A 17,518-nucleotide genomic window follows, 5' to 3' on the forward strand; every position below is an offset into this window, starting at 1 on the left:
ACAACTATATCAAGAAAGTGGGAAAGAAATTGAACCTCAGACCGAGAAAGAAACTAAATTTCTCAACCCCGAAAGAAGAATTCTTCAAACAAATCATTAATTTTGCACTTGCCAGTTGAAACTACCATTTAGCCCGACCCACATTAAAATAATACAATAAAGCATACGGATTTTAAATATTTTACGTACTTTTGTGTAAACTAAAAAACATGATGCTATGTTAAACTTGGACAATTTCTATAAGGCACGATATGTATTGAAGAGTGCCATACACAAGACAGACCTTGTACATGCCGTAAAAATAAATCCGGAATGCGACGTATATCTTAAGCCCGAGAACCTGCAGAACACAGGTTCGTTCAAGATACGCGGGGCATACTACAAGATTTCACAGCTTACGGACGAGGAAAAGGCTAAAGGTGTCATTGCCTGCTCGGCAGGAAACCATGCGCAAGGCGTGGCACTGGGTGCTGCGGCGCACGGAATAAAGGCGCTCATCTGCCTGCCCGAAGGCGCTCCCATGAGCAAGGTTGAGGCAACACGCAGCTATGGCGCGGAGATATGTCTCGTGCCGGGAGTGTATGACGATGCGTACAAGAGGGCAATACAACTGAAAGAAGAGAAAGGATATACGTTCATACATCCGTTCGACGACGAGAATGTCATTGCCGGACAGGGCACGATAGGACTTGAACTTCTCGACCAGCTGCCCGATGTCGAGGCGATAGTGGTGTCTGTCGGCGGCGGCGGACTTATCAGCGGTATTGCATTTGCAGTAAAATCGCTCAATCCCAATGTCAAGGTTTACGGTGTTCAGGCTGCCGGTGCCGCAAGCATGGTACGCAGTCTTGAAACACACAAGCGTGAAATTCTGCCGTATGTATCTACAATTGCCGACGGAATAGCCGTAAAAGAACCGGGCACGCTTACATACGATATATGCAGCAAATATGTTGACGGTATCGTTACCGTCACCGAAGACGAGATATGCGGCGCGATACTCCACCTGCTCGAAAAGGAAAAGGTCGTTGCCGAAGGAGCGGGAGCCGCGAGCGTTGCAGCCGTAATGTACAACAAGGTTCCGGTAAAAGGCAAAAAGACGATATGCGTTGTCAGCGGCGGAAATATCGATGTGACGATACTCCACCGCGTAATAAAGCGCGGACTGGCAAAGAGCGGACGTGTAAGCGTGATAAATGTCGAGCTTGACGACCAGCCGGGCAACCTCGTAGAGGTGGCGTCTGTCATAGCCGGATGCGGCGGAAATATCACAAGCGTGCGTCATGAGCGCAACGGTGACAGCGAGAAGATAAATGCCTGCATACTGCGCATTGTATGCGAGACAAGGGATGACGAGCATGTAAAGCATATCAACGACGAACTGAGAAGAAAAGGATTCAAGCTGATATGACAATCGGGAAAGGCTCCCCACAAGGATATTGCATGGTCAGTGCATGAAAACGGGGCGTCAATCAAATACTTATAATAAGATAAACAACCAATTAAAACATATAAACGATGAAATCAATACACACAAACAACGCTCCGGCTGCAATAGGTCCTTACAGCCAGGCAATCGAAGTAAACGGCTTTGTATTTGCTTCCGGTCAGATACCAATAGACCCTTCGACAGGAAACATCGTTGAAGGCGGTATCAAAGAACAGACACGACAGGCTCTTACCAATGCATCAAAGATAATGGAAGAAGCCGGTTTGACACTTGCCAACGTTATAAAGACAACTGTGTTCATGGCGGACATGAGCGACTTTGCAGCAATGAACGAGGTATATGCCACATTCTTCAAAGAGCCCTACCCTGCCCGCTCAGCTGTAGCTGTAAAGACTCTGCCCAAGAATGTACTGGTAGAAGTTGAATGTATAGCGGCGAAGTGAATTCTATAATAAGTAAATAGTAGAAGATAAGGGAAGATAAAAGGAGATAGAAGACGTATGTCCTACCGCTTGGCATAAGACAATTGTCCTTTATCTCCTTTTATCTTCCCTTATCTTCTACTATCTACTTTCTATTTTCTTCTATCTTCTCCTATCTACTTATTACCGCTCTATCATCTCCCGTGCCGAGACCTTGAGCAGACTCTTTGCTTCATCATACGGTATAAGTACGGCGGGCATACCTGCCGCATATGGGGCAATCTCATATTGACCGTAAGAGAGAACGATACCGTCTTTGGTGAAATAAGGAGGATTTTGCGGCATGGGAATAATGATAAAGTTCTCCATGCCGAGAAGACATGACTTCAGTTCTTTATCGGTCTTCACCTCAAAGTATTTCTTCAAACCGTCCGATAATATATCGGACGACTTCTCATTGAAACTTGCATTAAAGATTTCTTTGCCGAAACGCCTGCCGTCGCTCTTTCTGAATGTAACGGCTGTTGATACAGTCAAAGGATGTGCACCGCCCCAATACTCGGATATGACAGTCTGATATGTAACAAGTTTCCCTGTCTCGTAGACCTTCCGTATGCTTGCATCGTATGAATAAGGAACACTATACGGACTGCCTGCTTCTTTTGCCGCATCATACATCTCATCATACTTCGTCCTTCCATAAAAGGATAGCAACGAGTCCATGTCGGCATAGCCGCCAGTATATGATCCGCCTAACTCATCACTGATAAACTCTCTGACAATATTACATAGCACATCGCCGTCATCCACCGGCATATCAGCGATAATACGGCATTCTACAAACTTGTCTTTCTTTTCAAAACCGATACTGTCCGTGATAAGCGTTCCGCCATTCTTTTTATGTTCCGAACATGAGGCAAAAGAAGAAACAAATGTTGTCAATGATATTATGGCAACGATTATCGGAATAAGTCTTTTTGGCATAGATGTAAGGTTTAAGATTCTAAGGTTATTAGGTGTGAGGTTATAAGATTATTAAGTTTATAAGATGTGAGGTTTCAGATGTGGTCTTTAAAGACTTTAAAGTCCTTAAAGATATTAAAAACCTTAAAGACCAAGACTTATCACCTTAAAACCTCACACCTTATAACCTCAAAAAACTATCCCTCAATAGCAGCTACACCGGGAAGTACTTTGCCCTCTATTGCTTCAAGCAAGGCACCGCCACCTGTAGAGATATAAGACACTTTGTCTGCCATGCCGAACTTGTTGATACATGCAACAGAGTCGCCACCGCCGATAAGAGAGAATGCACCGTTTGCAGTAGCTTCCGCAATGGCATCGGCAATAGCCTTTGAACCTCCTGTGAAGTTGTCAAACTCGAATACTCCGGCAGGACCGTTCCAAAGAATTGTCTTGGCATCTTTGATTGCCTCTTTGAAAAGCTCACGTGTCTTGGGACCGGCATCCATACCCTCAAGCTCGTCGGGAATATTGTTTGCATCGCAAACCTGTGTATTTGCATCGTTAGAGAAATCGTCTGCTGCGATACAGTCTACGCCGAGAACAAGGTTCACACCGTTTTCCTTCGCCTTCTTTATTATGTCGAGAGCCAGATCAAGCTTGTCGTTCTCACAAAGAGACTTTCCAATCTTTCCGCCCTGTGCCTTTGCAAAGGTATATGTCATACCGCCACATAGAATAAGGTTGTCCACCTTACCGAGCAGGTTCTCTATAATACCTATCTTGGTAGAAACCTTAGAACCGCCCATGATAGCCGTAAACGGACGCTTGATGTTGTTGAGAACGTTGTCTACAGCAGTAACCTCTTTTTCCATAAGATAACCCAGCATGCGGCTGTCTGCATCGAAATATGCGTCGATAACAGCTGTCGAAGCATGCTTGCGGTGAGCCGTACCGAATGCGTCCATCACATAGCAGTCTGCATAAGAAGCGAGTTTCTTTGCAAATTCCTTCTGGCTCTTCTTCATTGCCTCCTTAGCCTCATCATACTCGGGAGTACCTTTCTCTACACCTACAGGCTTGCCCTCTTCCTCCGGATAGAAGCGAAGGTTCTCAAGCAGCAGAGCCTCTCCTGCCTTAAGTTCGGCAGCCTCTTTGTCTGCGTTGGCACAGTCGGGAGCAAACTTAACCTCAACACCAAGATGTTCAGACACCTTTGATACAATCTGACTTAAAGACATCTTAGGATTAACCTTGCCTTTCGGCTTGCCCATGTGGCTCATCATTATGACACTACCGCCGTCGCTCAAAATTTTCTTCAGCGTAGGAAGAGCACCACGGATACGGGTATCGTCAGTTACATTTCCATTTTCATCCAATGGAACATTAAAGTCTACACGCACAATTGCCTTCTTGCCGGCAAAGTTAAATTGGTCGATTTTCATTTTTCTTTTTATTTTAAAAGTGTTAATACCTCTGTCAAAACAAAGCAAAGTTACGACTTTTTGCAGACAAAAGCCTTATGCTCAACGATTATTTTATTATTTTTGACATGTAAACATAGTAAATGCAATATCGGGGTGACAAATCCATATAAGGACAACACTGCCATTAAGGATTTGCTTACACAAAAGAAACGAATTATTGTTCAACATAAAAATAGGAGGTTGTGCCAGAGTTCCGGCACAACCTCCCGATGTATATACAACTTACTATTACCCTATATTGGGTTTTTCCAAGCCATAACCTTTTTTCTTGTCTACCATCTTCAGCACAAAACCGAGCACAAGGGCAGCTACACCAAGACATGCAAGCATTACAAGAGGCGCGGTATAATCGTATGAAACGGCAGCCTGTTCGGGAGTTATCACTCCGTTCTTCAAGTCTTCAACAAGCTGCGGATTGGTCTTGTCGAGCACCTTGCCGATAAGAAGCGGGAACAGCCACAGACCTATATTCTGTATCCAGAAGATGAGAGCGTATGCACTACCTATGATTTTCTGGTCTACAAGTTTCGGAACGCTGGGCCACAGCGATGCCGGAACAAGCGAGAAGCTGGCGCCAAGAACCAATATAGTGACATAAGCCACGATGATACCTCCAACGGCATTTCCCTTGAACATCGGAAGAATGAAGGCAAATGTGAGGTGGCACGCTATCAGAAGCAACGAACCCATGATGAGCATGGTGGCAGCCTTTCCCTTATGATCCACATAGTTACCGAGTATCGGTGTGATACCAACGGCAAGCAGAGGGAACACAGCGAAGATTGTTTCCGCACTCTGACGCATATATCCCATGTAGCAGAACACCACGAGAGCGGCAACGGCAAGTACAAGAAGACCGTTCTTCATGTTCTTTGTCTTCGAGAAATTGCTTGCAAAGGCTGCGGCAGCCACAACGAGCATGATGCAATACTGTATTATCGTAACCGTGTTGGTTGCCCAGAACGAATTCTCGTCCAAGCCCTCAAACGTGAGGTTACACTGAAGCATGTTTACGGCATACTTCTGGAACGGGAATATAGCAGAGTAGTACAACACGCAGAGAAGTGCCACGAGCCAGAAGCCGCTACTTGTAAGTATCTTCCCAAGATCGCTTATCTTGAACGGGTCGTCTTTCTCTTCCGCCTCACCGGTCTGTGCATCGAGCTTCTTATCCATAAAGAAATAAACGATGAACATGATAAGGGCAATCATCAGAAGGACAACACCGAAGGCAACGGAACGCGAGACGTCGATATCGCCGCCGAGACGGGCGAAGACGGGCGAGAATATCATACAAGTGGCAACACCAAGACGGGCAAGAGCCATTTCTGAACCCATAGCCAGTGCCATTTCACGCCCCTTGAACCACTTTACGATACCGCGCGACACTGTTATGCCCGCCATCTCGCAGCCACAGCCGAATATCATAAAGCCCACTGCCGCAAACTTTGCCGAGGCAGGCATACCGTAATAGAACGGAGAAATGCCCAACTCATCGAAAACGGGAATGTAGTTAAGGTTGTTGTTGAACCATGTCTCTATGCCGCTGCCCATAAAAGCCTCGGTAACGGCATACCAGTTGATTGTTGCTCCGACGAGCATAACGGCTCCCGAAAGCACTGCCGTGAAACGAACTCCCATCTTGTCGAGAATAATTCCGGCAAAGATAAGGAAGAACACGAACACGTTGAGAAATGTCTCAGAGCCCTGCATTGTTCCGAAAGCGGTGGAGTCCCATCCGCGTGTAGACTGCATAAGGTCCTTAATCGGCGAGAGTATATCCATGAAGATATACGAGCAGAACATTGCAAATGCCATGAACAGCAGCACCATCCAACGCATTGCAGCCGAATCTCTGAGTGTTTTGTTTACTTTTTCAGTCATTGTTCCAATTATAAATTATTAATTATAAATTATCAATTACAAATCACTTAAGCCACCTGTCAAGCCAGTTGAAGAACGTGCGCTGCCACAATATTCCGTTCTGCGGCTTAAGAACCCAATGATTCTCATCGGGGAATATGAGCAGTTCGGCAGGTATTCCCTTCATCCTTGCAGCATTGAACGCACCCATACCCTGGTTGTAGTTTATGCGATAGTCTTTCTCGCCATGTATACAGAGTATAGGTGTGTCCCACTTGTATACAAACTTATGCGGCGAGTTGTCGTATGTCTTCACTGCCCCGGCTGTTTTTTTCTTGTTCCAATAGGCATCGTCATATTCCCAGTTGCTGAACCATGCTTCCTCTGTATCGGTATACATCGACTCGAGGTTGAACGCACCGTCGTGAGAGATGAAGCACTTGAAACGCTTGTCATGATGCCCGGCAAGATAGTAAACGCTGAACCCTCCGAAACTTGCACCTACCGCACCAAGACGGTCCTTGTCTACAAACGGCAGGTTTGCACAGGCATCATCTATTGCCGAAAGATAGTCTTTCATGCACTGTCCGGTCCAATCGCCGCTTATCTGCTCGTTCCATTCACTGCCAAAACCGGGCAGTCCGCGACGGTTGGGAGCCACTATCACATATCCGTTTGCCGCCATTATCTGAAAATTCCAACGGTAACTCCAGAACTGGCTGACAGGACTTTGAGGACCTCCCTCACAGAAAAGCAGCGTAGGATATTTCTTTGTCTCGTCAAATCCGGCAGGCAACATTATCCAGCAAAGCATGTCCTTACCGTCCGTTGTCTTCACCCAGCGCTCCTGCACCTTGCCGAGCGTGAGCTGGTCGAGAATATGTTTGTTCTCTTCCGTAATTCTTCTTACAGCCGTTTTCTTCACATCCTTGCCGGGAGTAACGATATATATGTCGGTAGGTGCCGACATACTCTGACGCAATGCAAGCAGCTTGCCGCCGTCGTTTGCCGGTGCGATGGAAACAAAGTCCGCCCAGTCGTTGGTAAGTTGTCTCACATCACCGTCAAGATTTGTCTTATACATATTCACATGTCCGTGCCATACACCGATAAACGACAATGTCTCGGAGTCGGCATTCCAGCAGAACGCATCGACGTTAGAGTCGAAACTCTCCGTAACATACACTTTCTTTCCCGTTGCCAGTTCGTATACACACAGACGATTGCGGTCTGCCTCATATCCGTCGCGCGCCATGCTCTGCCATGCCACATACCTGCCGTCGGGCGAGAACTGCGGATTTGTGTCATATCCGGGATTGTTCTTAAGGTTCTCCGCACTGTTCACCTTCTGGTCTTTCATCGTGTGCGTGGCGTCAACCTCCACATTTTTATAGTCAGCCGGCTTGCAAAGGTTCACCGTTTTGCGGCTCTCTATATTATATAGGTATATATCCGAGTCGGTGGAAACGGCATAGTCTCGCCCCGTCTTCTTGCGACATGTATATGCCACAGCCTTTGAGTCAGTGCTCCACGCCAACTGCTCAATGCCTCCAAACGGTTCCATGGGGCACTCGAACGGTTCTCCTGCCAGAATATCCTCACCGTTTACTATCCCCTCCGCCGTCACATCTGCAACAAACGGGTGCTGTATGCTCTCCACATAATGATCCCAATGGCGATACATCAGGTCGGTAACAACACGTCCTGTAGCCTTGGGAAGGTCGTCGGGATTTTTCTTTATAATCTCGTTGAACGGCATAGACTTTATCAATATCACCTTCTTTCCGTCCGGAGAGAACTTGAATCCTTCTATGTCCGCAGCCGATTTTGTCAGCTGGCGGCGCTCCGTACCGTCCGGATTCATCATCCATATCTGTCCTTTATACAGATAGGCGATGTTCTTTCCACCGTTTATCCACGTCGGGTCGGTCTCACTTGCCGCAACGGTTGTCAGCCGGCGGTTGTTCTTTCCGTTGGAATTGATTATACATATAACCTGATGACTCTTGTTCTCCTTTACGCTGTAATAGCCCACCTGATAAACTATCTGCTTGCCGTCTGGTGACGCCTCTGCCGAAGCGATACGCCCCATAGCCCACAAAGCCTCGGGTGTCATACGGTCGCTCGCAAGCCGTATATTGCTTTTACCTATGTTTACGGTATTATCCTGCGCACCTGCGCTACCTGCCGATAATGTCAGTGCCATAACGGTTGCGAATAAAGTTCTTGTTATGTTCATATATTAAGGTAATAAATAAGAGACTGTGCCGGACTGTGAAGCCAACATGCGGTTTCACTGTCCGGCACATCCCTATGAATGTTATTTGTTAAAACGCTGTTCTCTCTGTTTCTTAAGCTCTTCCGCCTGCTTCTGCATTGCCTCCAGACGTGCCGCCAATCCGCTCATCTTCTTGGGGTTGCTCTGATTTTCCTTGTAACGTTTTTCAAGCATTGCAAGCAGTTTTTCATCATTTGTAGTCTTGCGCAACGTCCACATTATCGCGGCACTGAAGAACAAGGATACAAAATAGTAGAAGTTAAGACCTGCCGAATAGTCGTTGAACATGAAGAAGAACATGACGGGCATGAGATACATCATCCATTGCATCATCTTCATCTGTTCCGCCTGCTGTCCCACCATCTGGTCACGCTGCTGACGCATTGTCATCATAGAATACAGCACATTTGAAAGACAGAACAATATACATGTAAGACTCAGGTGGTCGCCGATAAGCCATATATTCGTGTCCCACTCCAATATAGGGTCGTATGTAGAGAGATCGGAAATCCATAAGAAACTCTCTCCGCGCAACTGTATGGCATTGGGCACAAAGTTGAACATAGCAATCCAGATAGGCATCTGTATCAGCATTGGAAGACATCCGCTCAACGGACTGACACCGTATTTTGAATACATCGCCATCATCGCCTGCTGTTTCTGCATCTGATCTTCAGGCTTGTCATACTGCTTTGTCGCTTCATCGAGTTTGGGTTTAAGCACACGCATCTTGGCAGACGACATATAACTTTTCTTTACAAGCGGGAATGTGATAAACTTCAGCAACATGGTTATAAGTATAAGTACTATACCCATATTGATGTTGAAGCCCGTAAGCCAGTCAAACACATAAAGCGTGAACCAGCGGTTGATGATACGGAACAAGGGCCAACCCAGATATACAAGACGCTGCAACTCGAGGTCCTTGCCGAAAGTACTCTCCTCCTCCACACGCTGCAACAGACGGAAGTCATTGGGTCCGTAATAGAACTCCAGTTCTGTAGGCTGCTTTCCGGTTGGGTCGAAGAACGTTTTCATCTTTGCCCCATACTGTTTAAGATATCCCGAACCTTTCTCCAGAGGAATGCTTGTCATCTTGGCATTGGCTCCGAGGTCGTTGGCAGCTATCATCACCGCACTGAAGAACTGGTTCTTGAAAGCAACCCAGTCTATGACATCCTCTATCTCCTCATCAGTGACTTTACTTGTCTCGCTGAGATAATCCGTTCCGCCTTCGGCAATATGATATGTAAGCGTGGCATATCTGTTCTCGAACGTGAAGCCTTTCTCCTGCTGGCGGCACTTGTCCGTCCACTCAACATCCATACTGTTGCAGTTGGGGGCAAACAATCCGTTCATGCCCGTTACTCTCATAGAAACGTGCAGCATGTAGTCCTTGCCGAGCCTGTATGTCAAGGCAAGCGACTTTCCGTTTCCGGCGTCCGCCGTCATCGTCACTGTAGTATCCGTCACTCCCGACGGAGTGAAATACAGTTCATCGGTTACGATATTCATGTCTTTTCCTGCAAGCATGAATTTCAGCGACTGGTCATTGGCATCGAACAGTGTGACATCCTTGTTACCGTTGCGGTCTTTGAAATCCTTTATCACAGCCTTGCCAACGGTTCCTCCCTTGGTACTGAGAGTAAGTTCAAGCTTTGAGCTTTTCAGCACGACATTCTGTGCCGTACCTGTCATTGCATTGTAAAAAGCAGCCGTAGTGTCAGCCTTTGCCTGTATGGCAGCGGCACTACGCCGTGCCTTATCCGCCATGTCACGCTGTGCGGCAGCCTTTTCCCTGGTCACAGCCGTTATAGAATCCTGCATGCGCTGTTGTGCCACTTCCTCGGCAGAGGGCTGTGTATACCAGCTGAAGCCTATGAGTACTGCGGCAATAAGCACAAAGCCTATAATTGTATTTTTATCCATTATTTTATTTTTTGACGTTTAAACAAGTCGGAAAAACCGTATCCTCATTGCACTATTTCAAGTTTTTGTCTTTCTTGCATGCTATGGCGGTCTTCACGAAATCGAGGAACAGGGGATGAGGATAAAGCACAGTACTCGAATATTCCGGGTGGAACTGGGTTCCGATATACCACTTAAGTCCCGGTATCTCCACTATTTCCACAAGGTCGCTTTCGGGATTTCGTCCGGTACACTTCATGCCAAAACGCTCGTACTCCTGCTCAAAGTCGTTGTTGAATTCATAACGGTGACGATGGCGCTCCTGTATGAACTCCTTTTTATATATGTCGAACACTCTTGAACCTTGACGCAGCACACACTCGTATGCACCGAGACGCATGGTTCCACCCATGTTCGTTATATTCTTCTGATCCTCCATTATGTCTATCACGTTATGGCTTGTCGTCTCATCCATTTCCCTGCTGTTGGCATCCTCATAGCCAAGGACGTTACGCGCAAACTCTATAACCATCATCTGCATGCCGAGACATATACCGAAAGTGGGAATGTCGTGTGTACGCGTATAGTGGGCGGCAACAATCTTTCCCTCGATACCGCGCTGTCCGAAACCAGGACAGATCATTACGCCGTCCATTCCCGCCAGCTTTTCGGCAACATTCTCCTCGGTTATCTTCTCGCTGTTTATGAAAGTCGCCTTAACCTTATAGTCATTGTATGTTCCTGCCTGTGAAAGGCTTTCAAGAATACTCTTGTAGGCATCCTGAAGGTCATACTTGCCCACAAGACCGATGTTCACGACCTCCGTAGCATTGTGTCTGCGCTCAAGGAACGAGCGCCACGGACCGAGCGTAGGCAACTCGCCCACCGGTTCACCCATTTTACGCAGTATCGTCTCGTCGAGTTTCTGCTCCTGCATGCGCACGGGCACCTCGTATATCGTAGGCATGTCTACGCTCTGAACCACCGCATCAAAATCAACGTTGCAGAAGTTCGCCACTTTCTTTCGTATATTGTCGTTAACCGGATGCTCGGTGCGCAACACGAGGATGTCCGGCTGTATGCCCACGCTCTGCAGCTCTTTCACGGAGTGCTGTGTCGGTTTCGTTTTCAGTTCGCCGGCAGCCGAGAGATATGGTATATATGTAAGGTGTACGCAAAGAGCATTTCTGCCAAGTTCCCATTTAAGCTGGCGTATGCTCTCAAGGTACGGAAGACTCTCTATGTCGCCCACCGTTCCGCCTATCTCGGTTATGACAAAGTCATAGTTGTTCTTCTTTCCCAGCAGCTTTACATTACGCTTTATCTCGTCCGTGATATGCGGTATCACCTGTATTGTCTTTCCGAGATAATCTCCGCGCCGCTCCTTGTCTATCACCGCCTTGTATATGCGTCCGGTTGTTATGTTGTTTGCCTTGGTTGTCTGTATACCCGTAAAACGCTCGTAGTGTCCGAGGTCGAGGTCTGCCTCATGCCCGTCCACCGTCACATAACACTCTCCATGCTCATAAGGGTTCAGCGTTCCCGGATCGATGTTGATGTATGGGTCGAATTTCTGTATTGTGATGTTATATCCCCTTGCTTGAAGGAGCTTACCTATTGATGACGATATTATGCCCTTGCCAAGTGAGGACGCAACACCGCCGGTGACGAAGATATACTTTGTTTCTGCCACAATTATAAGATTTTTATTGTTAATTATCGATAAATACAAGGTGCAAAATTACAAAAAAATACGAAACGCGCAAAAATATTCATTTCTTATTTCACTATATTATATATGGTGTAAAAATATAGCTGACAGCGTATTGCTTATTTTAATAAATAGTATTAACTTTGCATCTTGTACACATTACACTTAAAGTGGCATGCAACAGATGAACATCAAATACATTCTGGTTTTCGCCTTTTCACTTTTTTTCCTGTCGGCAGGTGCAAGACCGGATAAAAGCAAGTTATCGGCAACGACCGATACGCTTATCGTAAAGGCATATACAGACTCTCTAATCCTATACAAACACCTGTCAGACTCTGCAAGCACGGCGCGTATCCAAAATCTCGAATATCCCGAAACCGACGCCCGTTTCTTCCGTATCTTCGCTCCGGCAACATTCTATCACTCCATTGCCGCAAGGAAAATGGGGTTAGGGAACATTCAGGAGAAAGATACAAACGACATGGAAGGCGAGATAGACAATGCATTGCTGAATGTATATCTGCATCGTCCCGACCTCGTGAAAAACAGCGAGAAGCTGATAGTCGACGCTGGAAAGGTGAAAGAGAACATCAATGCACCTATACGCAACAAGGTGGAATATGTGAAGGAAGCCGCACCGCTGCCCGACGAGAAACCGGAGATGCCGGTGGAAGTGATTGTATACAAGCCGAACTTCTGGACATTCTCGGGCGACTACTACCTGCAATTTTTGCAGAACTATGTGTCGGGAAACTGGTACAAGGGCGGCGAAAGCAACTATTCCATGGTGGCAAGTGCCATGCTGCAAGCCAACTACAACAACAAGCAGAAGGTGAAGTTCGACAACAAACTGGAGATGAAACTCGGTTTCCAGACATCACGCAGCGACAGTCTGCACAGCTTCAAGACATCCGAGGACCTTATAAGATACACGGGCAAACTGGGTCTTCAGGCAACGAAGAAATGGTACTATACATTGCAGCTTATAGCCTCGACACAGTTCATGAGGGGCTACAAGAGCAACGACGAGTTTGTATATTCCGACATTCTCTCGCCACTCAACATCAATGTTTCTATCGGTATGGACTACAACGTGAGCGCCTTCAACAAGAAACTGACGGGAAACATCCAACTGGCACCATTGGCATACAACTTCAGATATGTGGGGCGCGACGCCTTGGCAACACGATACGGACTTGACGAGGGCAAAAGGACAAAGAACGACTTCGGTTCGGAAATGACGGCAGACCTCACCTGGAAGTTCTCCGACATGATAAAATGGAAGACACGTCTGTATGCCTACACCACCTACGAACGTGCCGAGATTGAATGGGAAAACACCATATCGTTCCAGCTAAGCAAATACATATCGTCCAACATCTTCGTATATCCGCGTTTTGACGACGGTGTGAAGCGCGACGACGACCATGGCTACTGGCAGCTGAAGGAGTATGCGTCTTTAGGTTTCGCCTTCTCTTTCTGACATCATACCACATATCCGGGCACTCTACCGTATAGTGTCCGCCGCATGTCATAACGCATCCGGAGCGGTATGAAACAGCAAAAAGTTACACCAAACGTAACACATTGTAAATCAAGCCGATACCTTTTACGTTTCAAAAGGCGGCTTTTCAGGCTCTAAAAGGTGGCTTTTCAGAGTGCAAAAGGACGCCTTTTAGAACGCGAAAGGTTGTGTATTGAAAATAAGAATACAGCATTTTCACTTTTTCGGGGCTTTTCTCAGTATTTTAAACTAACTTTGCATAGGACAAGATTCGTCACGACAATCGCAAGTAAACCCGACCGTATTCGGGCTGCATTGCCGTTGCAACAATTTACGTAAACTATGGATATTAAGGATATATTAAAGAAGTTGCATGTCGAAAAACTCAACGACATGCAGAACAGGGCGGCAGATGCCATAACAAACACAGAAAAAGACGTGCTCATACTGTCTGCAACGGGCAGCGGAAAGACACTTGCATATCTGCTGCCGCTCGTACAGGCTGTAGACGGAAAGACCAACGAGATACAGGCTGTCGTGGTGGTTCCTAACAGAGAACTTGCCCTGCAATCGTACAACGTGTTCAGAAGCATGGGCTGCGGACTGAGGGCGGCATGTCTCTACGGTGGCAGACCAACAATGGACGAGCACCGCATGCTGCGACAGGAACGCCCGCAAATAGTATTCACGACACCCGGACGTGCAAACGACCATATAGATAAAGAGAACTTTACGACGGACAACATCAGGTATTTTGTAATCGATGAGTTCGACAAATGTCTTGAAATGGGATTTGCAAACGAGATGAACCGACTGGTGAACAGACTGCCGGCTGTGAAGCGCAGAATACTTCTGTCTGCAACGGAGGCCGATGCCTTTCCGCGATTTCTCAACATGCAGCAGTTTATAAAGATAGACAACCGCACCGGCGACGACGGCATATCCGAACGCGTGGACACGCACATAGTGAACAGTCCGGCAAAAGATAAGCTCGCCACCCTGGCGGCACTGCTGCGCAGTCTTGGCGAGAAGAGCAGCATAGTGTTCCTGAACTACCGCGACTCGGTGGAGCGCACGGGCAATTATCTGCGCGACGAGGGATTTACGTTGAGCGTATTCCACGGCGGCATGGAGCAAAAAGAGCGCGAAGACGCATTATATAAATTCAGCAACGGCTCTGCCAACATACTGGTATGTACGGACATTGCATCGCGCGGACTGGACATTCCAGATGTTGAGAACATCATACACTATCATCTGCCACAGACAGAAACGGCATTCGTACACCGCGTGGGAAGAACGGCACGGTGGGACGCGCAGGGAAGCACCTTCCTGATAAAGGGACCGGAAGAGACGCTCCCGGAATTTATAAAAGAAGAAACGGCGACATACGACATGCCCGAATATCTTCCGCAACCGGCACAACCCGTAATGGTTACATTATATATAGGTAAGGGCAAGAAGGACAAGATATCGAAAATGGACATCGTGGGCTTTCTCTGCAAAAAGGGCGGACTGAAGGGAAACGAGATAGGACGCATAGACGTAAAGGAGAGATATACGTACGTTGCGGTAAAGCGGCAGAAAGCTGAAGCCGTGATAAGGAAAACGCGGAATGAGAAAATTAAAGGTATAAAAACGTTAATCGAACTTGTCAAATAGTAACATATAGACACCTGTTTTTTACATTTGTTCCAAATTTATTTGTACGTCTCGGATAAAAAGAGTAATTTCGCAATGCTTTAAACAACATCTGAATATTCATATTTTAAATAACAAATAAGATGAAGAAATACAACTTTAACGCAGGTCCGTCAATGCTTCCGCGCGAAGTTATTGAGAATACTGCCAAGCAGATTTTAGACTTCAACGGCAGCGGACTGTCTCTTGCAGAGATAAGCCACAGAGCCAAGGATTTCCAACCGGTTGTCGATGAGGCCGTTGCTCTTATCAAGGAGCTTCTGAACATACCGGAAGGGTATTCCGTTATCTTCCTGGGCGGCGGTGCTTCACTTGAGTTCTGCATGATTCCGTACAACTTCCTCGTAAAGAAAGCCGCATATCTGAACACCGGAACATGGGCAAAAAAGGCTATGAAAGAGGCAAAACTGTTCGGAGAGGTGATTGAGGTTGCTTCATCGGCAGATGCCAACTACACATTCATACCTAAAGACTGGACCTGTCCGGAAGACGTTGACTATCTGCACATAACTACAAACAACACTATCTACGGAACCGAGATACGCAAGGAACTTGACGTTCCGGTACGCATGATAGCCGACATGTCGTCTGACATATTCAGCCGTCCGATAGACGTGGCTAAATATGACGTGATATACGCAGGCGCGCAGAAGAACCTCGCAATGGCGGGTGTCACGCTCGTAATCGTAAAAGACGAGATACTGGGCAAGGCGGAGTCTGTACGCCAGATACCTACAATGCTCAACTACAAGACTCACGTGGAAAAAGGCTCGATGTTCAACACACCGCCCGTAGTTCCCATATACTCGGCACTGGAAACCCTGCGCTGGATAAAGAAGAACGGTGGTGTGGAAGCAATGGACAAGCTGGCACGTCAGCGTGCGGAAATATTATACAACGAGATTGACCGCAACAAGTTGTTCAAAGGCACCGTGGCAAAGGAAGACCGCTCTGTAATGAACATCTGCTTTGTTATGAACGACGAATACAAAGAGCTGGAGAAGCCTTTCTTCGAGTTCGCTACATCCAGGGGAATGGTCGGCATAAAGGGTCACCGCTCGGTAGGCGGATTCCGCGCAAGCTGCTACAATGCACAGACAATAGAGGGCGTTGAGGCTCTCGTGGCATGTATGAAGGAATTCGAGGCGATGAACTAAGAACCCGACACACATAATCCGTGACTGTTCATCACAGTAAAGCGAGAATAATTCGTAATTCAAAATTCAACACTCGTAATTAACTATGAAAGTATTGGTAGCAACAGAGAAGCCTTTCGCAGCAGCAGCCGTGGAAGGTATAAGGAAAGAAGTTGAAGGTGCAGGACACGAACTTGCCCTGCTTGAGAAATATACGGAAAAGCAGCAGTTGCTCGATGCCGTGGCTGACGCGGATGCACTGATAATACGCAGCGACAAGGTTACCGCAGAGGTACTCGAAGCTGCCAAACAGCTGAAGATTGTAGTCCGTGCCGGTGCCGGATACGATAACATCGACTGTGAAGCAGCAAAGGCTAAAGGCGTGGTGGCAGAGAACACACCGGGACAGAACGCCAATGCCGTGGCAGAGCTTGTATTCGGAATGCTGGTATATGCCGTGCGCAATTTCTACAATGGCAAGGCGGGTACCGAACTGCTTGGAAAGAAACTCGGCATACTGGCTTTCGGCAATGTAGGACGTAACGTGGCACGCATCGCCAAGGGCTTCGGCATGGATGTTTACGCATACGATGCTTTCTGCCCTGCCGACGTGATAGAGGCTGCCGGTGTTCATGCGGCATCATCACAGGATGCTCTCTTCGAGACATGCGACGTTGTTTCACTCCACATACCTGCCACTCCCGAAACAAAACAGAGCATCGACAAGGCTCTCGTTGGCAAGATGAAGAAAGGCGGAATACTCGTAAACACGGCACGCAAGGAAGTCATCAACGAGCCGGAACTGCTGGAGCTGATGGCTGAACGCGAGGACATAAAGTTCGTTACGGACATCATGCCGGATGCAAACGACGAGTTTACAAAATTCGCAGGACGCTACTTCTCAACTCCGAAGAAAATGGGTGCGCAGACAGCAGAGGCAAACATCAATGCCGGCATAGCTGCCGCAAAGCAGATAAACGCGTTCTTCAAAGACGGATGCACCAAGTTCCAGGTGAACAAGTAAAATACTATTGAATCGGTATTATAAGTCTCAAAAAGGAGCAGAAAACAGTAGCATGCCACATGTAACAG

At 47.1% G+C, this 17,518-nt stretch carries 12 protein-coding genes and 1 pseudogene; 7 read left to right on the forward strand and 6 right to left on the reverse strand.

Annotated features, from left to right (window positions below; translation table 11 throughout):
* The 3 genes and pseudogenes from HPS54_RS13115 to HPS54_RS09255 all read left to right on the forward strand — a co-directional run.
* Window positions 1-119 (forward strand): annotated as a pseudogene (locus tag HPS54_RS13115) (IS30 family transposase); the annotation flags it as partial.
* A gap of 98 nt (window positions 120-217) precedes the next feature.
* A complete protein-coding gene (gene ilvA / locus HPS54_RS09250; protein ID WP_172345166.1) occupies window positions 218-1,411 on the forward strand; it encodes a threonine ammonia-lyase in 1,194 nt (397 codons plus the stop codon).
* Window positions 1,412-1,518: 107 nt separating this feature from the next.
* On the forward strand, window positions 1,519-1,893 hold the full coding sequence (locus HPS54_RS09255; RefSeq protein WP_172345167.1) for a RidA family protein: 375 nt from the start codon (window positions 1,519-1,521) through the stop codon (window positions 1,891-1,893).
* A gap of 162 nt (window positions 1,894-2,055) precedes the next feature.
* On the opposite strand, the gene HPS54_RS09260 is transcribed toward HPS54_RS09255, so the two are convergent.
* The 6 genes from HPS54_RS09260 to HPS54_RS09285 form a co-directional block, all read right to left on the reverse strand.
* The gene (locus HPS54_RS09260) at window positions 2,056-2,856 is read right to left on the reverse strand and encodes a DUF3298 and DUF4163 domain-containing protein (protein WP_172345168.1); all 801 of its coding nucleotides are present in this window, start codon (window positions 2,854-2,856) and stop codon (window positions 2,056-2,058) included.
* 176 nt (window positions 2,857-3,032) lie between these two features.
* The gene (locus HPS54_RS09265) at window positions 3,033-4,280 is read right to left on the reverse strand and encodes a phosphoglycerate kinase (protein WP_172345169.1); all 1,248 of its coding nucleotides are present in this window, start codon (window positions 4,278-4,280) and stop codon (window positions 3,033-3,035) included.
* A gap of 270 nt (window positions 4,281-4,550) precedes the next feature.
* Window positions 4,551-6,206 (reverse strand): MFS transporter, encoded by a 1,656-nt coding sequence (locus HPS54_RS09270; protein ID WP_172345170.1) that lies wholly within the window; start codon window positions 6,204-6,206, stop codon window positions 4,551-4,553.
* Window positions 6,207-6,249: 43 nt separating this feature from the next.
* On the reverse strand, window positions 6,250-8,391 hold the full coding sequence (gene dpp5, locus HPS54_RS09275; RefSeq protein WP_253951981.1) for a dipeptidyl-peptidase Dpp5: 2,142 nt from the start codon (window positions 8,389-8,391) through the stop codon (window positions 6,250-6,252).
* 114 nt (window positions 8,392-8,505) lie between these two features.
* Entirely contained in the window at window positions 8,506-10,392 is a 1,887-nt protein-coding gene (gene yidC, locus HPS54_RS09280) for a membrane protein insertase YidC (RefSeq protein WP_172345172.1), read from the reverse strand.
* A gap of 52 nt (window positions 10,393-10,444) precedes the next feature.
* Complete coding sequence (locus HPS54_RS09285) at window positions 10,445-12,064, reverse strand: CTP synthase (RefSeq protein WP_172345173.1); 1,620 nt, start codon at window positions 12,062-12,064, stop codon at window positions 10,445-10,447.
* A gap of 202 nt (window positions 12,065-12,266) precedes the next feature.
* On the opposite strand from HPS54_RS09285, the gene HPS54_RS09290 reads away from it, so the two are divergent.
* From HPS54_RS09290 to HPS54_RS09305, 4 genes are all read left to right on the forward strand, one after another.
* Complete coding sequence (locus tag HPS54_RS09290) at window positions 12,267-13,568, forward strand: DUF3078 domain-containing protein (protein WP_172345174.1); 1,302 nt, start codon at window positions 12,267-12,269, stop codon at window positions 13,566-13,568.
* A 363-nt stretch (window positions 13,569-13,931) separates the two neighbouring features.
* A complete protein-coding gene (locus tag HPS54_RS09295; RefSeq protein ID WP_172345175.1) occupies window positions 13,932-15,251 on the forward strand; it encodes a DEAD/DEAH box helicase in 1,320 nt (439 codons plus the stop codon).
* Window positions 15,252-15,373: 122 nt separating this feature from the next.
* Entirely contained in the window at window positions 15,374-16,447 is a 1,074-nt protein-coding gene (gene serC / locus HPS54_RS09300) for a 3-phosphoserine/phosphohydroxythreonine transaminase (protein ID WP_172345176.1), read from the forward strand.
* A gap of 85 nt (window positions 16,448-16,532) precedes the next feature.
* A complete protein-coding gene (locus HPS54_RS09305) occupies window positions 16,533-17,450 on the forward strand; it encodes an NAD(P)-dependent oxidoreductase (RefSeq protein WP_172345177.1) in 918 nt (305 codons plus the stop codon).
* Window positions 17,451-17,518: the final 68 nt, after the last annotated feature.

Source organism: Xylanibacter caecicola (genome assembly GCF_013166515.1).
Classification (GTDB): domain Bacteria; phylum Bacteroidota; class Bacteroidia; order Bacteroidales; family Bacteroidaceae; genus Prevotella; species Prevotella caecicola.